Raw genomic sequence first — 19,094 nt, 5'->3', positions numbered from 1 at the left:
CCTCCGCCCGCCCCCCGTCGGGCGCGGCGGGCCAGGCCCGCGGCGGCACCGGCGCGCCCGGAGCCGCGGCCGCCGGGGACGCGCTCCCCGTACTGGTTGCCGCGGCTCCCCCGCGCTCCGGGAGGCCGTGGGCGGGCACCGGTCGCGCCGGGCCCGCGCCCGCCGCGGCGATACGGGGGGAGGGCGGGTCCGCCGATGTCCCGGCCGCCGGGCTCCGGTCGGCCTGGAGACGGCCTTCGGGGACCTCGCGTACGGGTCCCCGGCCGGCCCGCGGCGCGGGCGTGAAGCCGCCGTCGGCGGACACCGGGGGCGCCGGCGGGGCGGCCGGAGGGCGGGCGCAACCGCCGGGTGGCTGGGCGCGGCGGGGGGCGGCCGGGGCGGGGGGCTCCGCGGTCCGGGCGCCGGGGCCGGAGGGGGACGGGGTTTCTCCGGCGGGCGCCGTCAGCCGGTGCTCCGCCCGCCAGGCGGGCAGCGGCTCGGCCGGGTGGGCGTCGATCTGGCGCCGGGCGTCGCGCAGGCCCGGCCCCGGATCCACGCCGAGCTCCTCGCGCAGCAGCCTGCGGGCCTGCTCGTAGCTGGCGGCGGCGCCCATGCGGTGGCCGGCCCGGACCTGGCAGCGCACCAACTGCTCCCACAGGCGCTCCCGCAGGGGGTGTTCCCGGGTCAGCCGCAGCAGGTCCGGCAGCAGCCGGTCACCGCGTCCGAGGGCCAGTTCGAGCTCGACGAGGCGTTCCAGCGTGCTCAGCCGCTCCTCCACGATGACCGGTTCGATCTCGCGGCGCAGCGTGTCGGAGCCGATGTCGGCGAGCGGTTCGCCCCGGAACAGGGCGAGCGCCTCGCGCAGTCGGCCGGCGCGGGCCTCCGCGGGCAGTGCTTCCGCGGAGGCGACGAGCAGCCGGAAGCGGTGCAGGTCCACCGCGACGGGATCGATGTCGAGGAGGTAGCCCTCGCCCGAGCAGACGAGGTCGCAGCCGGGGAGCACCCGGCGCAGCTGGGAGGCGTAGACCTGGATGGCTCCGGCCGCCGACCGGGGGGGCTCCCCGTCCCAGACCGCCTCCACCAGGCGGTCCTTGGTGACCTGACGGCGGGGTTCCAGCAGGAGTGCGGCGAGCATCCGGCGGGGCTTGCGGGAGGGCGCCTTCCAGCGGACGCCGCCGAGCCGGACGTCGAGGTCGCCCAGGAGCCGGAAGTCCGCCGCGGCCGCCGGGCGGTGTGCGCCCGGCCGGTTTGGTGCCATGGGAGGTACTCCTTCATCGCCTCCGGCCGGTGCGTGCCCCCGGGATGGGGGAGCGCGCACCGGCCGGTCGCCGTCATCGGTGGGGGCCGCGGATGCGCGTGTCCCCCCGGGGGCCGGCACGGTCCGCCGAGACGGCCCAGAAGGCCTAACCGCGCGGGCGTGCCTTCACGGTGACCACGTCGGCCCGCTGTCCGCCGGCGTTGTGGTGCAGCACGGTGAGCAGTTCGCCCGCCGGGCCGGCCTGCGGGGAGCGGTGGACCGCCAGGGCGCCGTGCGTACGGGCCAGGAAGGTCACCGCGGGCTCGCCCTTGCCCTGGACCCAGTAGCGGGGTGCGAGCGGGTCGAAGGAGACCGGCGCGGCGAGCTGGTCGACGACCGCGCTGCCCGGGGAGCGGTAGAAGCCCGCGACCGAGACGGTGTAGCTGATCGGGTGCGTGGCGGCCGCCGGGTCGATGCCGAGCGCGCTCAGCTTCACCGGGAGGACCACGACGTTGGTGTCGAACGTGTCGGTGTCGGTGTCGCCGTAGTGGCCGTTGGCAGGCCTGGTGTCGACGGAGGCGAAGCCCCCGGCGGGCAGCGGCCTGCGCAGGTCGACGGTGTTGACGAGCAGGACGTCGCTGCGCGGCGCCTTGACGAGGTACGACTCGAAGTCGGCCGTCCCGTCGCCCGTGGTGTCGATCCGCACGTACGGCACGGTGTTACTGCCGATGTTGGCCCAGTTCCCCCAGGTGACGACGGAGAAGGCGGCCAGGGCGTCCTGGGCCCTGCCCTGGGCCCGGGCGGCCGGGGCCGTGGACGCGGCGCCGACGAAGCGCAGGTCGCCGCCGCGCGCGGTGTCGTTGACGACACAGGGGCCGCCGGGCTTCGCGGCGCAGTCCGGCAGCCTCGGCGACCGGGCACCCAGCTCGAAGACGCTGATCAGCGAGCGGTAGGCGGAAGCGCCCTCGCCCTGGTCGAGGCCTCGGCCGCCGAGCTCCATCACGGTGCGCTCGGCGCCGTTGCGGAAGGTCAGCGAGTCGGGCACCCGCAGGTCGGACACCGGCTTGGGCGAGGCCGCGACGGGCACCCGCAGGGCCTGGGTCGCGCCGTGCCGCGGGGTCAGGACGAGCCGGCCGGAGGCGTCGGCGACGAACTGCCGGGCGAGGCCGCCCTGGAGGGCCTCCATCGTCGGGTCCATGGCCTTGCGCATGGCCCGGACGTCGTCGATGCGCAGGGTGACGGTGACCTCGGCGGAGCCGCGCGGAGGTACCCGTACGGTGCCGGGCGAGACGGTGAACCGTACGCCCGGCATGGTGGCGATGGCCTCGTAGGCGGCGCCGAACAGCTGCGGCTTGCCGCTCTTGTTGACCACCTTGACCGTCTTGGTGCGGGTGAGCCGCCGGTCGGCCTCGACGACGCCGAAGGAGGCGCTGACGGCGCCCGGGTCGTCGGTGACGTAGGCGAGGGCGTTGGTGTCCAGCGCGGCGAGGGCGTCGATCCGCCCGGCGCCGACCCGCTGCGGGGTGAAGACCTTCCCGTCCCCGGGGGTCAGGTCGTGCCCGGCGGTGTTCATCGCCGCCGCCTTGGCCTCCTCGTACGTCCAGTCGGGGCGGGTCTGGCGGATGAGGGCCATGATGCCCGTGGCGTGCGGCGCGGACATCGAGGTGCCGGAGTAGACGGCGCGGTCGGTGCCGCTGCCGCTGAAGGCGGCCGCGATGGTGTCGCCGGGGGCCGAGATGTCGGGCTTGACGACCGGTCCGCGCACGCCCCGGGAGGTGAAGATCGAGGCGGTGTCGGTGAGGTTCTCGTCGTACGTGGGGACGCTCGCCCGGTCGGAGCCGACCAGCCGCAGCTTGAGGGTGCGGGCCTCCAGGGCGGGGCGCAGAGCCTTGGTGGAGGTGTCCGTGAACTGGAACATCGGCATGGTCGCGGTGCCGGTGAGCCGGGAGGTGAAGTGGTCCTGCTCCGCACTGAGCACGACGGCCGTGGCGCCGGCCCGTTCGGCGTTGTTGGCACGGGTCGCGGAGCCGCATTCGAGGCCCTCGATACTGCGCTGGATGTTCATCTCCAGCCAGACGATCCGGCCCGCGACGGCGGCGGTGTCCGCGGCGGAGTACGGCTTGCAGCCGAGGGCGTTGTCGGCGGCGAGCGGCACGACCTCCCGGCTGGCGTCGAGTCCGTCCATGCCGGTGTAGGCGAGGCTGAACTGGCCGGTGCGCACGCCGCTGAGGGTGGCGGGCTGCTCGATCCGGGCGCCGTCGCGCAGGAAGTACGAGTCGCGGGTGCTGCCGACGGTCAGGGCCTCGGGGGCCAGGCTGCCCGGGGAGCCCGCGACGTCGTACAGGTCGCCGCCGTTGCCGGCGGAGAACACGGCGAGGACGTCGTGCTGGGCGAGCTTGCGGACGAACAGCGACAGCGGGTCGTCCACGGTGTTGTAGTTGCTGCTCAGTGCCAGGCTGACGATGTCGAGCTTGTCGGAGAAGTCGCCGTCGCCGTCGGGGTCGAGCGCGTAGTCGAGGGCCTTCGAGGTGAGCATCGAGGTCAGGCCGTTGCAGCCGAAGACCTTGAGCGAGTACAGCGAGGCCTCGGGGGCCATGCCGGGGCCGACGCGCATCCCGGAGACGCTCTCGGAGGTGAGCCGCGCGTAGTCGCCGGTGAAGGTCGTGCCGTCGGCGTTGACGCCCTGCGAGGCGATGATGCTCGCGCCGTGCGTGCCGTGGTGGCCGCAGGACAGCGGGTTGGGGTCCGGGACCGGAACGGTCGAGCCGAGCTTCCCCGAGGCGTCGTAGTTGTCGCCGACGAAGTCGGTACCGCCGACGACCTTGCGGGTCGGGAAGGTCGCGGGGTCCGCGGCGACCGGGTCGACGGCCTTGTACGCGGCCTTGGTGCCGGGGCCGCCGAACGCCGCGTGGGTGTAGTCGATCCCGTCGTCGACGATGCCGACGCGGACGCCCTTGCCGGTCTTGCCGGTCTGGCGCCACGCGTTCAGGGCGCCGGTGAGCTGGACGGAGTTGGTGCTGCTCTTCTCGTGGGCGGCGACGGGCCGGATCGACACCACGTCCGGCCGTGCGGCGAGGGCCCGGATGCGGTCGAGGTCCGCCTCGACGACGAGGCCCGGTACGGCGTTGGAGGTCACCGCGAGGACCTCGGTGCCGGAGTCCGCGGCGCGCAGGGTGTCCGCGACGGAGCCGGCGAGTTCCCCGACGGCCCGGCCCGCGTCCTTGCCGGCCCGTACGGCGGCTTCCTTGCCCGCGGCGGCGCCGGCCGTGTAGGCCTCGACGGCGGAGCGGCCCGCCAGCTGCACGAAGACGGCGGCCCGGCCCTCCTGGTCGGCCAATCGGGGGGACAGCTTCTCGGCGAGCCCCGCGGGGGGCGCCGCCGGGGCGGTCAGGGCGGGGGCCAGCCGGCCGTCCGCGCCGTCCTCGGCCCTGGCCGGGGTGGTGGCGGCCGTGCCGGCGACGGCGGCCATGGCCGCGGCGACGACGAGCGCCGATATCTGTCTGGAGCGCGTTGCGTACTCAGGGCGTTGCGGCAAGCCAATCAGCCTCATCTGTCATCGTTCCTTGTCGCACCAGGAGTGCCCGCGCCGGCCCGGGCGGGGCGGCGGCGTACCGGGTCTCGGTCGGTCAGGCGCCCCATGTGAGGTCGGAGAACAGCGCTCTTCCTTCGGGTCTCTTGGACCGGGAAGCGTTCCGACGCATGGCGAGATTCCTCTCACGAGGGGTTGGTCGGGAAGTGCCCTCATGGTGCTCACCCGGTGCGGGGGAGGGAAGCGATTGCGGTTGCCGCATCCGGCCCTGGCCCAATCAGGCCATCGCCGTACCTCCTTCGGCACGGGGGCCGGCGGGCAGCGCGAGGACGACCTCGCACCGGGCGAGCTTTGATCCGTGCAGGCCGGGACTGTCGCGCAGGGCGCCGCGGCAGAGTTCGGCGACGCGCCGCTCGGCCTCCTCCACGGAGCCGGCGAGGATGAAGACGCCGAGTACCGGGCCGGCGGGGCCGTCCGGGTGCGCGGCGATGTGCTGGATGTCCCGGTCCTCCAGGACGCGGTCGCTCACCAGGGCCATCGCCTCCCGGGGAAGCTTCCCGCCCGCGAGCGGCGCCAACTGCGCATGAACGAGGTACATGTCGGATCCTGGCGGTAGAGGCGGATGTGAGGCCCCGCTGACAGGGTGCGGCGCTTTGGCCGAAGGTGCCGTTCCACGGGGGGTTTGCGTGCTGCACAATCGCTTCCCGGTCCATCATCAGGAACAGGGAAGCCGATGCTGAAGGCACTGGGGCTGGATACCGTTTCCGAGCGGGTATACCGGGCCATGTTGATCAATCCCGATGAGAACGTGTCTCAGCTCGCGGCCCGTCTGGGTCTGACGTCCGGTGCGATGGGGCTGGCCCTCGACAGGCTCAGCGAGCTCTCCTTGATATATCCCACCGCCCGCGAGTCGGAAATCCCCCGGGTCCTCGGTCCGGAGACGGCCATGGGCATACTGCTGGCGCGTCAGGAAGCCGCACTCGCCGCCCAGCAGGAGCGCACGGAGTCAGCACGCGCCGCCGCGGCACGCCTGATCGCCGAGTACGCATCCGCACATCCTCACGGCGCGGGCGACACCGTGGAGCGTCTCCACGGAATCGACACCATTCGTCACCGACTGGCCCGACTCGGGGACGCCGCCGCACGGTCGGTCATGACCTTCGCCCCCGGTGGCGGGCACAGCGACGAGGACTTGCGGGCGAGCCGCGATCCCAACCAGGCCATGCTTGCACGCGGGGTGCAGTTACGGACCGTCTACCTGGACAGCGTCCGAAAGCATGCCCCGACCCTGTGGCACCTGGAATGGCTCAACCGCAGCGGTGCGCGGGTGCGCACCGTGCCGTCGCTACCCCTGCGGATGATCATCGTGGACCGGGCCACGGCGGTGCTGCCCATCGACGCCAGCGACGCGCGGGCCGCCGCGCTGGTGCTGCGCGGCGACAGCCTGCTGGTCGCCCTGTGCGCGCTGTTCGAGCAGACCTGGGCTCTCGCGCAGCCCCTGGGCGAGGTGCAGGAAGCAGCCCGGGTGGGCGAATTGTCGCGCCGCGAGCGGGAGGTCCTGCGGCTGCTCGCGCAGGGGCACACGGACGAGGCCGTCGCCAAGCGCCTCGGGATCTCCTCGCGCAGCGCGCGGCGCATCGTGGCGGTCCTGCTGCGCCGGCTCGACGCGCGGAGCCGGTTCGAGGCCGGCATCCTCGCGGTGATGGCCGGCTGGCTCTCCGACGACTCGGAAACGCCCCTGCCGCCGGGGGACGGGACTGGCGCGGAATCGTCGCCCGCGGCGCCCACGGGCGTCTCCTGACGGGCGTCGCCGCCCGCGACGACCGGTCACGGCCGGCGCGTCCCCGTGGCGGGGGCGGGATCGGTCGCGCCGTCAGGGCGCTACGGGTCCTGCCCGTGCTCGGTCGGTACGCACAGCACGGGCACGGGTGACAGGTGCAGGAGCTTGTGCGGGGTGGACCCCAGCAGGGCCCCTCTGATCGGGCTGTCGCCCCAGGTCCCGACGATGATGACCCGGGCCCGGTACCGTGCGGCGGCGTCCAGGAGGGCGGGCGCCGGCTTGTCGTCGACGACTTCGACCGTCGAGGGCACGCCCGCCTCGTCGGCGGCCTCCACGGCGTGTGCGAGCGCCCGGCGGCCCGCCTGCAGGACGGCCTCCCGGTGGGCCCGGTACTCCTCGCCGGTGGGCCCGGGGGCGGCTGCACCGTAGACGAGCACGAGGGGTTCGCCGAAGGCGGTCGCCACCTCCAGTGCCACGCGCAGTGCGCGTTCCGCGCCGGGTGACTCGTCGTATCCCAGGACGACGGACATGTTCGCCTCCTCAGGGCTTCCTGCCGTGGACGAGGTCCGGGTCGGCCACACCGCGCCGCTCGCGCCAGAAGCGGCCGTCGCGCAGCCGCCAGAAGCACATGACGAGCACGCCGACGACGGCGATGGCGATCCCGATGACCAGGGGCGGGCCGAGGCCGAACCAGGAGACCCCGCCGGCCGAGTTCGCCGGGTCGGACATGTCGCCGATCGACTCGACGAGCAGCCAGATCAGCAGCCCGGCGCCGACCACCGGGCCGAGTCCGATGAGCACGAAGTTGTGCGCGTTCTCCAGCAGGTGGCGCCGGTAGTAGAGGGCGCAGGCCAGTCCGGTGAGCGCGTAGTAGAAGGCGATGAGCAGGGACAGCGCGGTCAGCGAGTCCAGAAGGGCGTTCTCGCTGATCTGGTTGACGACGAGGTACCAGCCGATCGCGATGCCGGCCACCCACCAGGTACTGACGTCCGGGGTCCTGAACCGCGGATGGATGTGCGCGAGCGGGGCGGGCAGCGCGTGCCGGCGGGCCATGGACAGCGCCGTGCGGGAGGCGGGGATGATCGTGGTCTGGGTGGAGGCCAGCGCCGAGGTGCAGACCGCGAGGAGCACCACCCAGTCCCAGCCGCCCATGACCTCCTGGGCCAGTACGGCGAAGATGGCCTCCTCCTCGCCGGCGTTCTCGGCGAGGAACGCGGTCCCCGCGTACCCGACGACGGCGAACCCCACGGACAGGTAGGTCACCAGGAGCACCACGGTGGACCAGATGCCCGCCCGGCCGGGCGCGGTGGCGGAGTTCTCGACCTCTTCCGTCAGGTTGACGGCGGACTCCCAGCCCCAGTAGATGAACACGCCGAGCAGCAGCCCGCCGGTCAGCGCGGCGCCGCCCGCGCCGAAGGGGTTGAGCCAGCCGAGGGAGGGCTCGATCGCGTCCAGGCTGCTGGTCCCGGCGTAGACGCGGTACAGGGCGACGACCGCGAAAGCCAGCAGGAAGAAGACCTGGGCGAGGATGAGGACGTCCTGGAGGTGGGCCGACAGTTCGGTGCCCAGGACGCAGACGGCGGTCATCACGAGGATCACCACGACGGTCAGGGTCTGCCGGGTGACGGCGCTGGCGGCCCAGCTGTCGAGTCCGGCGGCGAGCAGCCCGAACTGCACGGCGACGTCCGCCAGCGAGCCGATGACCAGCACACCGGTCATCGCGATGGCCCAGCCGCCGAGCCAGCCCGCCCAGGGCCCCATGGCCCGGGTGACCCACGAGAAGGTGGTCCCGCAGTCCTGGTCGACCTTGTTGAGGTAGTAGAAGGCGGCGGCGATCAGCAGCATCGGTACGAAGGAGGCCAGCATCACGCCCGGCGCGTAGATCCCGACCAGGGCCACGATCGGGCCCAGTACGGCGGCCAGGGAGTAGGCGGGCGAGGTGGAGTTCAAGCCGATGACGAGCGCGTCGAGGAAGCCGATCGCGTTGGGCTTGAGCCCTGCCTCGGAGGTCCCGGTGCCGGTCCCGGCGCCACTGGCACCGCTACCGGCACCGGCACCGCTCGCATTGTCGTCGGCCATGTACGCATCGTCACGCAGCCGGCGCCGTCGCGCGAGGCGGCCGCGTCCGGTCGGCGGGGTGCGGCCGGGGGGCGCGCTCAGGGGCGGGTGTTCCAGCCCGCGATCACCGGCAGGCCGTGCTCGGTGGAGAGCACGCTGACCGTTCCGGTGCGCAGCAGGAACAGCCGGCCCTCCTGGGGCGACAGCCCGAGGTAGCGGGCGGTCAGGACGCGCAGGAAGTGGCTGTGGGCGACGATCACCGCGTCGCCGCCGTCGGCGCGGAGCACCGGGGCGACCCGGGCCAGCGCCCGGTCCGCGCGGGCGCCCACCTCCGCCGCGCTCTCGCCGGGGTGCGCGGTGTCCCCCAGCGGCACCCCGTGGGTCCACAGGGACCAGTCGGGCGTGGTGCGCCGGATCTCCGCGGTGGTGACGCCCTCGTAGCCGCCGTAGTCCCATTCCTGAAGGTCGGGGTCCGTGTCCCCGTCGGGGAGCCCCGCGAGCCGCGCCGTGGCGACGGCCCGCCGCAGGGGGCTGGTCAGCACCAGGGCCGGCCTCAGGTCGCGGAAGTAGGGGGCAAGCGAGATGGCCTCCTCGACGCCGCGCGCCGTCAGCGGCAGGTCGGTGCGGCCGGTGTGCCTCCCGTTCGCGCTCCACGCCGTCTCGCCGTGCCTCACCAGCAGCAGGTCGCTCATCCTCGGACCCTAGCCCTCCGGCATGTCGGAGCCGGAGGATGCGCGCGGGCGTGTCACTCTCGGGCTTCATGAACTGGGGTAACCGCACGGGCCGGCTGTCGCCGACCGGGCTGATGCTCGTCCTGACCTGGGTCACCGGACTGATCGAAGCGGTGAGCCTGCTCGCGCTGGGACCGGTGTTCACGGCCATGCAGACCGGCAACGTGCTGTTCCTCTCCTTCGGGGCGGCGCGGGTGGGCGACCTGCCCGCACTGCCGTCCGCCGTCTCCCTGGCCGCGTTCGCCGCCGGAGCCGTGGGCGGAGCGCGCCTGGAGTCGGCCGCCCAGGCGCACGGGTGGCGCTGGATCAGCATCGGCCTGTCCGCCGAGACGACGCTGATCCTGGCCGCCGCCGCCGCGGGCTGGGGGCTGGCGCCCCGCTACGGGGATCCGTCGGCCCCGCACCTGGCGGTGACGGCGCTGCTGGCGGTGGCGATGGGCCTGCGCACCGTGACGAGCATGCGCGTGAACGTCCCCGGCGTGCCGACCACGCTGGTCACCCGGTCCGTGACCGCGCTGCTGGGCGGTTCGGTCCTCGGGCAGGACAGCGCCCTCGGGTACGGCACGGGGGCATGGGTGCGCCGGGCGCTGGCGGTGCTGGCGATGTTCGCCGGCGGGCTGGTGGGGGCGCTGCTGGTACGGGCGGACTGGCCGGTGGGCGCACTGCTGCTGCCCGCCGCCGCGGTGGTGCTGGGGGTGGCCCTGCTGTACCGGGCCCAGCCCCCGGCACCCGGCCGCGGATAGGTCCGCCCGGGGGACCGGCCGGACCGCGGCGGGCCCCCCGGGGGCACCCTCGCAATTCGATGCGCAATCGGTGCAACTTGGGACGGCGGCCCCCGGTGGCGAAGCTCGGGCCATGGACGACGAGGAACGCATCGCGGCCGGTTTCGCGGCGGGCGACGAGGATTGCGTGGCAGCGGTCCACCGGCGCTGGCAGCCGCTGGTCCACTCCCTCGCGCGCCGGTCGCTCGGCGACGAGCGGGAGGCCGAGGACATCACCCAGCAGGTGTTCCTGGCGGCCTGGCGCGGCCGCCGGAACTACCGTCCGGGACCGGGCGGTCTCGGCGCCTGGCTCACCGGCATCACCCGGCACAAGGTGGCCGACGCGCTGGAGGCCCGGACCCGTCGGGCCCGGGTGGTGGCGGCCGCGACCCGGGCCTGCCACGACCTCGTCCCACCGACCGGGACAGGGATCCGTACGGAGTCCGAACCGGAGCGGGCCGTCGACCGGATGCTGGTCCTGGGCGAGTTGGCCCGCCTGCCGTCGGCGCAGCGGCGGGTGCTGTGCCTGGCCTTCTACGGGGATCTGACCCAGTCCCAGATCGCGGACCGCACCGGGCTGCCGCTGGGCACCGTCAAGAGCCACATGCGGCGGGCCCTGCAGGGCCTGCGCCGGTCGCTGGAGACGCACCCGCTGCCAGTCCCGCGATGACCTCGACCCCCGAACGCAGCCCGAACAGCCGCTCGGTGCGCTCCGGCGCGCCCCCGCCCCAGCCGGGCCCGGCGATCAGTACCGCCGAGTGCCCCCGGGCCCCGCGCAGGCCCCATTCGATGCCGGCCACGGACCGGGCAAGGGCCCGGTCGGCCGTCGCGCGGGACTGCGCCCACAGCACGACCGCGCGGGGGCCGGTCCGGCGTACCGCGTCGTGCAGGGCGTCGGCGGGCAGGGCGGCGCCGAACATCCGTACCGGCAGGCCCCGTTCGCCGAGGGCGGCGGCCAGTGCCTCGATCGGCAGGCTGTGCTGCTCCCCGGGCGCGCACGCGAGGAGCACCGGGGGGACCGGGGACCGGGCCGCCTCCGGGGCCGGCCGGATCCGGCGCAGGGCCGAGGAGACGTGCCAGGACAGCAGGTGCTCCACCTCGACGTAGCGCTCCCCCGCCGAGGCCCATTTGCGGCCCACCGCGTGCAGGGTCGGCATGATGACCTCCTCCCACGCGGTGACCGGCCCGAGTTCCCCGAGCGTCGCGTCCAGCAGGTCCTCCACAGCCGGGGCGTCCAGCCGTACGGCCGCCCGCGCCAGCCCCCTGCACTCCGGGCGGACGTCCCCGAGGGGCAGGGAGCGCGGCCCGCCCGGCGCCGCGCCTGCCCGCCGGTCGGCGGCGCCGGAGGCCGCGCGGGAGTCGGCGGTCGCCGTGGCACGGGCGGCCCGGGCCGCTTCGGCCGGGGGCACGCCCCGCGCGGTGAGGCGGCACATCAGCTCAAGCCGGGCGACGTCCGCCGGGGTCCACCGGCGGTGGCGCCCGTCCTCGCGCAGGTCCGGGCCGATCCCGTAGCGGCGCTCCCAGGAGCGCAGGGTGGTCGGCGAGACCCCCAGGTGCCGGGCGACGGCCCCGGTGCTGAGCGCGGCGGCGGGGAGGTCCTGCGCTGCGGGTGCCGACGGCTGGTGCTGCACCCGTTCACGGTACGACCGGCCGCGGGGGTGCGGGGGCGCGGCGCTCACTCGCTCCCCCGGCCCCGCCGGAAGCGCTCCAGCCCCTCGCCGAGCTCGATCAGCGGGTCCGGGTAGTCGTACCGGGCGCGCTCCGACGCGGGCAGCCGCCACGGTTCGTGCACGCGCGGGGCGGCAAGGCCGGCCAGCTCGGGCACCCAGCGGTGCACGTAGCTGCCCTCGGGGTCGTAGCGCAGGCCCTGGCGGACCGGGTTGAGGACCCGGTTGGGGCGGGTGTCGGTACCGGTGCCGGCCACCCACTGCCAGTTGAGCTGGTTGTTGGCGAGGTCGCCGTCGACGAGGAGGTCCAGGAAGTGGCGCGCTCCGGTCCGCCAGTCGACGTACAGCGTCTTGGTCAGGAAGCTGGCGGCGATCAGCCGGCCCCGGTTGTGCGTCCAGCCCTCGTGCCGGAGCTGGCGCATGGCGGCGTCGACCACGGGATAGCCGGTGCGCCCCTCCTTCCAGGCCTCGGTGTCCGACTCGGCGGACGGGCCGGTGCGCCAGCGGTCCTGGCGGGTGCGGTAGTCGCGGGCGGCGCTCTCCGGGCGGGCCGCGAGGACCTGGTGGTGGAACTCGCGCCAGCACAGCTGCCGTACGAAGGCCTCGCCGCCGGGCCCCCCGGCCGCCCGGGCCCGGTGGACGGCCTCGGTCGCCGAGAGGGTGCCGAAGTGCAGGTGCGGGGAGAGCCGGGAGGTGGCGTCGCCCGCCAGGTCGTCGTGCGTCTCCTCGTAGCGGGCGACCCCGGAGCGGAGCCAGCTCGTCAGGAGGCGGCGGCCCTCGGTCTCGCCGCCCCGGGCGAGGCCCGGGGAGGTTCCGGTGACGTCGGCCCGTGCGGGCAGCGGTTCGGATCCGACGCCGTCGGGGACGCGGACGGTACGGGGGGCGGGGGCCGCTGCGCGCAGCGGGAGTTCGGCCCAGCGCCGGGCGTACGGGGTGAAGACGGCGAAGTGGTCGGAGCCGGCCGGCAGGACGGCCCCCGGGGCGACGGCGGTGATCACCGTGTCGTGCACGTACAGCCGCCGGCCCTCGGCTTCGAGGGCGGCGCGGAGCCTCTCCTCGCGGGCGTGGGCGTAGCCGCTGACGCCGGCGGCCATGTGGACCTCGTCCGCGTCGGCCTCGCGGACGAGGGCGCAGACCTCGGCGACGACGTCGCCGGAGCGGATCACGAGGCGGCCGCCTCGCTCGCGCAGTCCGGCGTCGAGAGCGGCGAGGCAGTCGGCGAGGAAGGCCAGCCGGTTGGGCGGGGCGAAGCCGGCGGCCGCGACCGCGCGGTCGCGGACGAAGAGGGGCACCACGCGGTCGCAGGAGGAGAGGGCCGCGCGCAGCGGCGGGTGGTCGTGCAGGCGCAGGTCTGAGGTGTACAGGACGACCGCGACGTTCATGGCTCTCGCTCCGCGTCAGGGCTGTGGGGGACGGTGGTCGGCGGGTACTTCGGCCGGCGCGGGGCCGCCGGATGCGGCGCCGCTGGGAGGGGCGAGGCGCTCGGCGGCGCGGGCGATGTTGCGGGCCATGCCGCCGAAGACCACGGCGTGGAAGGGGGACACGCACCACCAGTAGAGGTGTCCGAGCAGCCCGTGCGGATGGAACAGCGCCCGCTGCCGGTACCGCGCCGCGCCTCTGTCGGCCGGGGCGGCGCCGGGGCGTGAACCCTCGGGGACCCCCGGGGCCGGCTCCGGGCGGGCGGCCGCGGGGCCGGCGGGCGGCGCCGCGGGGGCCGCGACCGGCGGGGGGTCCACGTACATCTCCAGCCAGGCCAGACCCGGCAGCCGCATCTCGGCGCGCAGGCGCAGCAGGTGCCCCGGCTCGATCTCCTCCACCCGCCAGAAGTCGAGGGAGTCGCCCACCCGCAGCCGGGCGGCGTCGCGCCGTCCCCGGCGGATGCCGACCCCGCCGACGAGCCGGTCCAGCCACCCCCGTACGGACCAGGCCAGCGGGAAGGAGTACCAGCCGTTCTCCCCTCCGATGCCCTCCACCACCCGCCACAGCGCCTCCGGTGAGGCCTCGACGCGGCGCTCCCGCCGATCGGTGTACAGGCTTCCGCCCGCCCAGTGGGGGTCGGTGGGCAGCGGGTCACCGGGCGCGCCCGGGACCGAGGCCGAGGACCAGCGGGTGGTCACATTGGCATCCCGGACCCGCTGGAGGGCCAGTGAGAGGGCCCGGTCGAAGCCGACGGGGGCGCCGGGCGGATCGGGGACGTACCGCGCGATGTCGTGCTCCGCGCACACCACCTCGTGGCGCAGGGATTCGGCGAGGGGCCGGGCCAGCGCCCTCGGTACGGGGGTGACCAGTCCGATCCAGTGGCTGGACAGGCGCGGGGTGAGCATCGGGACGCGCAGGATGAGCCGTTTCGGCAGCTCCGCCACGGCGGCGTAGCGGCGCATCATCTCCTCGTACGTGACCACGTCCGGGCCGCCGATGTCGAAGGCCCGGTCGACCTCGGGCGGCAGGCCCGCGCTGCCGACCAGGTAGCGCAGGACGTCCCGGACGGCGATCGGCTGGCAGCGGGTGCCGACCCAGCTGGGGGTGACCATGACCGGCAGCCGCTCGGTGAGGTAGCGCAGCATCTCGAAGGAGGCGGAGCCGGAGCCGATGATGACGGCGGCCCGCAGGACGGCGGCCGGGACGGGTCCGGCGAGGAGGATCTCGCCGACCTCGGCGCGCGAGCGCAGGTGGGGCGAGAGGTCCTCGACGGGGATCCCGGCCGGGGTGAGTCCGCCGAGGTAGACGACCCGCCCGACGCCGGCGGCGGCGGCCTGCTCGGCGAAGATCCGGGCGGCGGCGCGGTCGCGTCCCTCGAAGCCGGAGCCGCCGCCGAGCGCGTGCACGAGGTAGTACGCGACGTCGATGCCGTGCAGGGCCGCGGCCACGGATCCCGCGTCGGCGGCATCGCCCTTGACGATGTCGACCCGGTCGGCCCAGGGGTGGTCGCGCAGCTTCTCCGGGGAGCGGGCGAGGCAGCGGACGCGGTACCCGGCGTCGAGCAGTTCGGGCACCAGGCGGCCGCCGATGTAGCCGGTGGCTCCGGTGACCAGGCAGTACAGGTCCTTCATGGTCGTCTCCGCTTCGCGTGGTGTCCCCGCTCGCACCCTCGCAGGGGATTCCCCCGAGCCCGTGCGAACGGATGCGGGCCTGCGGCGGGGTGCCCCGTTCGGCGGATCCGGGCGGGGCCGCACGGAGGCGCGTATCCGGCGAAAAGGGGCCATTGGTACAGTCTCGGCATGGCGGTGGACGAGCTCGACACCCGGATCCTGCGCCTGCTGATCGAGCAGCCGCGCACCAGCGTGCGCGAGTACGCCCGGCTCCTCGGGGTCGCGCGCGGCACCCTGCAGGCACGGCTGGACCGGCTGGAGCGCACCGGGGTGATCACCGGCACCGGCCCCGTGCTGTCCCCGGCCGCACTGGGGCATCCGGTCCTCGCCTTCGTGCACATCGAGGTCACGCAGGGGCACCTGGACGACGTGGGCGACGCGCTGGCCGCCGTGCCCGAGATCATCGAGGCCTTCTCGATCACCGGCGGAGGCGACCTGCTGACCCGGGTGGCGGCCCGGGACAACGCGCACCTGGAGGACGTGATCCAGCGGCTGATCCGGCTGCCCGGAGTGGTCCGCACCCGGACCGAGGTCGCGCTGCGCGAGCGGGTCCCGCACCGGCTGCTGCCCCTGGTGGAGTCCGTGGGACGGGCTGTGCGCCCCAGCTGACGCGGTCGGCCCGGACGTACGAGGGCGGCCGTACGGGGCGGGCGGGGGCGGCCGTACGGGGCGGGCGGGGCCCGGTCACCGTGGCGGGCGGGGCCCGGTCACCGTGGCGGCCGGTCGCCGCGTAGGCCCTCTGGTGTCCTCGCGGGCCGGCTGCCACCATGCCCGCGTGACCGCCACCCTGCTGCCCCCGGGCCCCGAGCGCGGACCGCGCCGGTGGCCCCTGCTCGGCAACCTCCCGGCCTTCGCCCGCGATCCGCTGGCGTTCTTCGAGTCCCTGCGCGACGACTACGGCGACTGGGTGCCGTGGGCCCTGGGCCCGCGCGACAACGTACTGGTCTCGCTCCCCGAGCACGCCGGCGAGCTGCTCGGCGCCGTGGAGGGCACCTTCAGGCCGACGGAACTGGGCTGGGCCTTCCACCAGTTGCTGGGCGACGGGGTCGTCGTCGCCACGGGTGACGACTGGCGCCGCAAGCGGGCGCTGGTCCAGCCCGCCGTGCGACCGCGCCAGGTGCGCTCGTACGCCGCGACGATGGTCGCGTGCGCCGACGCGCTCGCGGGCCGCTGGCGCGAGGGCGACCAGGTGGACGTCCACCGGGAGATGGCCGGGCTCACCCAGCGCATCGCGGTGCGCACCCTGTTCGGCGGCGACGCCGCCGGGCGGGAGGCGCCCATCAGCGCGGCCATGGCCACCGCCCAGCGCGAACTGGGCGCGGAGTTCCGCGGGTTGACACTGTTCCTGCCGCCGTGGGTACGGACACCGGGGCGCCGCCGCATGCGGGAGGCGGTGGCGGTCCTGGACCGGGAGATCGAGCACGTCATACGGGAGCACGAGGCGGCGGCGGCGGGCGCGGAGCGCGACGACCTGCTGAGCCGTCTGCTCGCGGCGCGCGACGAGGACGGCAGACCGCTGTCCCGCAAGGAGTTGAGGGACGAGTCGATCACCCTCTACATCGGCGGCCACGAGACGACCTCGACCACCTTGACCTGGGCCTGGCAGCTCCTGTCCGGGGCGCCCGAGGCCCGCGCCCGGCTGACCGAGGAGCTCGACCGGGTGCTCGGCGGCAGACTGCCGGGGTACGAGGACTACGCACGGCTGACCTGGACCCGGCAGGTGGTCAAGGAGGCGTTGCGGATCTACCCGCCGATCTGGTTGATCTCCGCCGTGGCGACGGAGGGCGCGTCGATCGGCGGGCGCCCGGTACCCCCCGGGACCGCGGTGTGGACCAGCCCGTGGTCGATGCACCGGGACGCGCGCTGGTTCCCGGAGCCGGAGGCCTTCCGGCCGGAGCGGTGGGACGAGGACGCGCCCCATCCAGTGCCGGAGCACGCCTGGTTCCCCTTCGGCGGCGGCCCCCGGGCCTGCCTGGGGGCGCGGTTCGCCCTGGTGGAGGCGGTGCTCGTGCTCGCCGTTCTCGGGCAGCGGTTCCACCTGGACAGCGGGCCCGACCGGGCACAGGTGTTCCCGGGACTCACACTGCAGCCGGTCGGCCCGGTGCGGGCGACCCTGCGTCGGGCCGGGTCCGCCGGCAGAGGCTGAGGCCTTCCGGGGCGGGCCGCGCGGCGGGGAAGATCCCGGGACCCTCCCGAGTTAGTAGAACCGTGAACGAAACGGTGCGGTTCCCGGTGGCGGCGACGGAGGTCGACGTGGTGGTGGTCGGCGCCGGGCAGGCGGGCCTGTCCAGCGCCTACCACCTCACCCGGGCCGGTCTCGGACACGTGGTCCTGGACCACGCGCCGCGCCCGGGCGGGGCCTGGCAGTTCCGCTGGCCCTCGCTCACCTACGGCAAGGTGCACGGGATGCACGCGCTGCCGGGCATGGAACTGACCGGCGCCGACCCGCTGCGCCCCTCGTCCGAGGTGATCGGGGAGTACTTCGCGGCCTACGAGGCGCGGTTCGACCTGCGGGTACGCCGCCCCGTGGACGTCTCGGCGGTACGCGGCGGGGCGGACGGGCGGCTGCTCGTGGAGACCTCGGCCGGCACCTGGTCCGCCCGGGCCCTGATCAACGCCACCGGGACCTGGGACCGGCCGTTCTGGCCCCGCTACCCGGGCCAGGAGACCTTCCGCGGCCGCCAGTTGCACACCGCGAACTACCCGGGACCCGAGGAGTTCGCGGGTGCCCGCGTGATCGTCGCGGGCGGTGGGACATCCGCCGTGCAGCACCTGCTGGAGATCGCGCCGGTCGCGGCGCGGACCACCTGGGTGACCCGCAGGCCCCCGGCCTTCCGCGACGGGAGCTTCGGTGAGGCGCAGGGGCGGGCGGCCGTCGCGCTCGTCGACGAGCGGGTGCGCCGGGGCCTGCCGCCGCTGAGCGTGGTGAGCGTGACGGGACTCCCCCTCACCGAGGCCGTCCGCGCCGGGCTGGACTCGGGGGTGCTGGCGCGCCGGCCGATGTTCGAACGGATCACCTCCACAGGGGCCGCCTGGGCTGACGGCGACCGTGTGGACGCGGACGTGATCCTGTGGGCGACGGGCTTCCGGGCGGCCGTGGACCACCTGGCGCCGCTGCGCCTGCGCGAGCCGGGCGGCGGTATCCGTCTCGACGGCACCCGGGCCGTCCGCGACGAGCGGATCCATCTCGTCGGCTACGGCCCGTCGGCTTCGACCATCGGCGCCAACCGGGCGGGCGGCGCCGCCGTCCGCAGAATCCGCCGGCTCCTGGCGGGCGACCGGCCGGCGGTGGGTGCGCGCGCGCCCTCGATATGAGCGGGCGCGCTCCGCGCCGGACGGCCCTCAGGTCCCGGCGTCGGGCCCCTGACCGGCGCGTGACCCGGCGCGGACGCGGGCCTCGTTGAACTCCGCGATGTGCTTCTTGTGCTCCTCGTACGTCGCGGAGAAGCGGGTGTCCCCCGGTTTCACGGTGACGAAGAAGAGCCAGTCGCCGGGCGTCGGCGCGACCGCCGCCGCCATGGCCTCAAGTCCCGGGCTGTCGATCGGTGTGGGCGGGAGCCCCTGGCGCCGGTAGGTGTTGAACGGGCTGTCGATGCGGGTGTCGCTCAGTTTGGTGTCCAGGGTGGAGCGGTTCAGGGCGTAGTTGAGGGTGGAGTCCATCTGGAGCGGCATCGACTTCGCCAGCCGGTTGTGCACCACCCGTGCGACCTTGCCCATGTCGGCGCGGTTGTCGGCCTCCGCCTCGATGATGCTGGCCAGGGTGGCCGTCTGGTACGCGGTCATCCCGTGTGCCCGGCCGCCGTCGGCGACGGCCCGGGTGGCGAGCTTCTCGTTCGCCGTCCGCACCATGTGCGCGAGGAGCGTGGCCGGGGTGGAGGTCGAGGTCACCGGGTATGTCGCCGGGAAGAGGTACCCCTCCGGATTGCCCTTCGCCTCCTCGGGGAGGGCCAGGCCCGCGGTGGCGACCGCCGCCTTCGTGGAACCGGCCGGGAGCGCGAGCTCCTTGTCGACCGCGGCGTACACCTGCGGGGCCCGCCAGCCCTCGGGGATGAGGAGCCGGCGCGGCTTCTCCGGGGCCTCGCCGCCGCGCAGCAGTGGGACCAGGACGACAACCCCGATCGCGGCCAGCGTGCCGAGGAAGAGCGCCAGGCGGCCCCGGCGCGTCAGCCGGGAGCGGTTGTGCGGCGGCGGATGCTCATGACGCATACGGGAAAGCTAACCCGCAGAAAGCGACATCCAGGGCATCCGGCACGCGTGCCGGTC

The 19,094-nt window shown here is 75.0% G+C and carries 16 protein-coding genes; 6 read left to right on the top strand and 10 right to left on the bottom strand.

Annotated features, from left to right (window positions below; genetic code table 11):
- The 3 genes from ACFWUQ_RS13305 to ACFWUQ_RS13295 all read right to left on the bottom strand — a co-directional run.
- On the bottom strand, positions 1 to 1,237 hold a 1,237-nt coding region (locus ACFWUQ_RS13305), incomplete at its 3' end, for a BTAD domain-containing putative transcriptional regulator (protein WP_384537053.1).
- Between the two features lie 145 nt (positions 1,238 to 1,382).
- A complete protein-coding gene (locus tag ACFWUQ_RS13300) occupies positions 1,383 to 4,751 on the bottom strand; it encodes a S8 family serine peptidase (protein WP_384537051.1) in 3,369 nt (1,122 codons plus the stop codon).
- Positions 4,752 to 5,022: 271 nt separating this feature from the next.
- Positions 5,023 to 5,343: a hypothetical protein gene (locus ACFWUQ_RS13295; RefSeq protein ID WP_384537048.1), complete on the bottom strand. Its 321-nt coding sequence runs from the start codon at positions 5,341 to 5,343 to the stop codon at positions 5,023 to 5,025.
- 135 nt (positions 5,344 to 5,478) lie between these two features.
- Here ACFWUQ_RS13295 and ACFWUQ_RS13290 point away from each other — a divergent pair, with 135 nt between their 5' ends.
- A complete protein-coding gene (locus ACFWUQ_RS13290) occupies positions 5,479 to 6,546 on the top strand; it encodes a LuxR C-terminal-related transcriptional regulator (protein ID WP_384537045.1) in 1,068 nt (355 codons plus the stop codon).
- An 80-nt stretch (positions 6,547 to 6,626) separates the two neighbouring features.
- Here the strand turns inward: ACFWUQ_RS13290 and ACFWUQ_RS13285 are convergent, their stop codons facing one another.
- The 3 genes from ACFWUQ_RS13285 to ACFWUQ_RS13275 all read right to left on the bottom strand — a co-directional run bounded on the left by ACFWUQ_RS13285 (position 6,627) and on the right by ACFWUQ_RS13275 (position 9,275).
- Complete coding sequence (locus tag ACFWUQ_RS13285; protein ID WP_384537042.1) at positions 6,627 to 7,055, bottom strand: universal stress protein; 429 nt, start codon at positions 7,053 to 7,055, stop codon at positions 6,627 to 6,629.
- A gap of 10 nt (positions 7,056 to 7,065) precedes the next feature.
- The gene (locus ACFWUQ_RS13280; RefSeq protein ID WP_384537039.1) at positions 7,066 to 8,604 is read right to left on the bottom strand and encodes an APC family permease; all 1,539 of its coding nucleotides are present in this window, start codon (positions 8,602 to 8,604) and stop codon (positions 7,066 to 7,068) included.
- A 77-nt stretch (positions 8,605 to 8,681) separates the two neighbouring features.
- Positions 8,682 to 9,275 carry a histidine phosphatase family protein gene (locus ACFWUQ_RS13275; protein WP_384537037.1) on the bottom strand — a complete coding sequence of 198 codons (594 nt, stop codon included), beginning with the start codon at positions 9,273 to 9,275 and terminating at the stop codon, positions 8,682 to 8,684.
- A 68-nt stretch (positions 9,276 to 9,343) separates the two neighbouring features.
- Here ACFWUQ_RS13275 and ACFWUQ_RS13270 point away from each other — a divergent pair, with 68 nt between their 5' ends.
- The gene (locus ACFWUQ_RS13270; protein WP_384537036.1) at positions 9,344 to 10,057 is read left to right on the top strand and encodes a YoaK family protein; all 714 of its coding nucleotides are present in this window, start codon (positions 9,344 to 9,346) and stop codon (positions 10,055 to 10,057) included.
- 112 nt (positions 10,058 to 10,169) lie between these two features.
- Positions 10,170 to 10,745: an RNA polymerase sigma factor gene (locus ACFWUQ_RS13265; RefSeq protein ID WP_384537033.1), complete on the top strand. Its 576-nt coding sequence runs from the start codon at positions 10,170 to 10,172 to the stop codon at positions 10,743 to 10,745.
- Here ACFWUQ_RS13265 and ACFWUQ_RS13260 read toward each other — a convergent pair.
- The 3 genes from ACFWUQ_RS13260 to ACFWUQ_RS13250 are packed head-to-tail and all read right to left on the bottom strand — an operon-like array spanning position 10,669 to position 14,792.
- Positions 10,669 to 11,706 carry a MerR family transcriptional regulator gene (locus ACFWUQ_RS13260; protein ID WP_384537031.1) on the bottom strand — a complete coding sequence of 346 codons (1,038 nt, stop codon included), beginning with the start codon at positions 11,704 to 11,706 and terminating at the stop codon, positions 10,669 to 10,671. The two genes, ACFWUQ_RS13265 and ACFWUQ_RS13260, sit on opposite strands and share 77 nt — an antisense overlap.
- 44 nt (positions 11,707 to 11,750) lie before the next feature.
- Positions 11,751 to 13,124: a cryptochrome/photolyase family protein gene (locus tag ACFWUQ_RS13255; RefSeq protein ID WP_384537029.1), complete on the bottom strand. Its 1,374-nt coding sequence runs from the start codon at positions 13,122 to 13,124 to the stop codon at positions 11,751 to 11,753.
- A 15-nt stretch (positions 13,125 to 13,139) separates the two neighbouring features.
- Positions 13,140 to 14,792, bottom strand: coding sequence for an SDR family oxidoreductase (locus ACFWUQ_RS13250; protein WP_384537026.1), 1,653 nt, complete (start codon positions 14,790 to 14,792; stop codon positions 13,140 to 13,142).
- 168 nt (positions 14,793 to 14,960) lie between these two features.
- Here ACFWUQ_RS13250 and ACFWUQ_RS13245 point away from each other — a divergent pair, with 168 nt between their 5' ends.
- From ACFWUQ_RS13245 to ACFWUQ_RS13235, 3 genes are all read left to right on the top strand, one after another.
- Positions 14,961 to 15,440 carry an Lrp/AsnC family transcriptional regulator gene (locus ACFWUQ_RS13245; protein WP_384537024.1) on the top strand — a complete coding sequence of 160 codons (480 nt, stop codon included), beginning with the start codon at positions 14,961 to 14,963 and terminating at the stop codon, positions 15,438 to 15,440.
- Between the two features lie 166 nt (positions 15,441 to 15,606).
- Positions 15,607 to 16,977, top strand: coding sequence for a cytochrome P450 (locus ACFWUQ_RS13240; RefSeq protein WP_384537021.1), 1,371 nt, complete (start codon positions 15,607 to 15,609; stop codon positions 16,975 to 16,977).
- Between the two features lie 62 nt (positions 16,978 to 17,039).
- Complete coding sequence (locus tag ACFWUQ_RS13235; RefSeq protein ID WP_384537019.1) at positions 17,040 to 18,146, top strand: FAD-dependent oxidoreductase; 1,107 nt, start codon at positions 17,040 to 17,042, stop codon at positions 18,144 to 18,146.
- A 27-nt stretch (positions 18,147 to 18,173) separates the two neighbouring features.
- On the opposite strand, the gene mltG is transcribed toward ACFWUQ_RS13235, so the two are convergent.
- On the bottom strand, positions 18,174 to 19,037 hold the full coding sequence (mltG, locus tag ACFWUQ_RS13230) for an endolytic transglycosylase MltG (RefSeq protein ID WP_384537016.1): 864 nt from the start codon (positions 19,035 to 19,037) through the stop codon (positions 18,174 to 18,176).
- Positions 19,038 to 19,094 lie beyond the last annotated feature (57 nt).

It is taken from the genome of Streptomyces sp. NPDC058662, from assembly GCF_042716255.1.
In the GTDB taxonomy this organism is placed as follows: Bacteria; Actinomycetota; Actinomycetes; order Streptomycetales; family Streptomycetaceae; genus Streptomyces.
The sequence above is the reverse complement of the archived record's forward strand: the minus strand, read 5'-3'. Positions and strand labels throughout refer to the sequence as shown.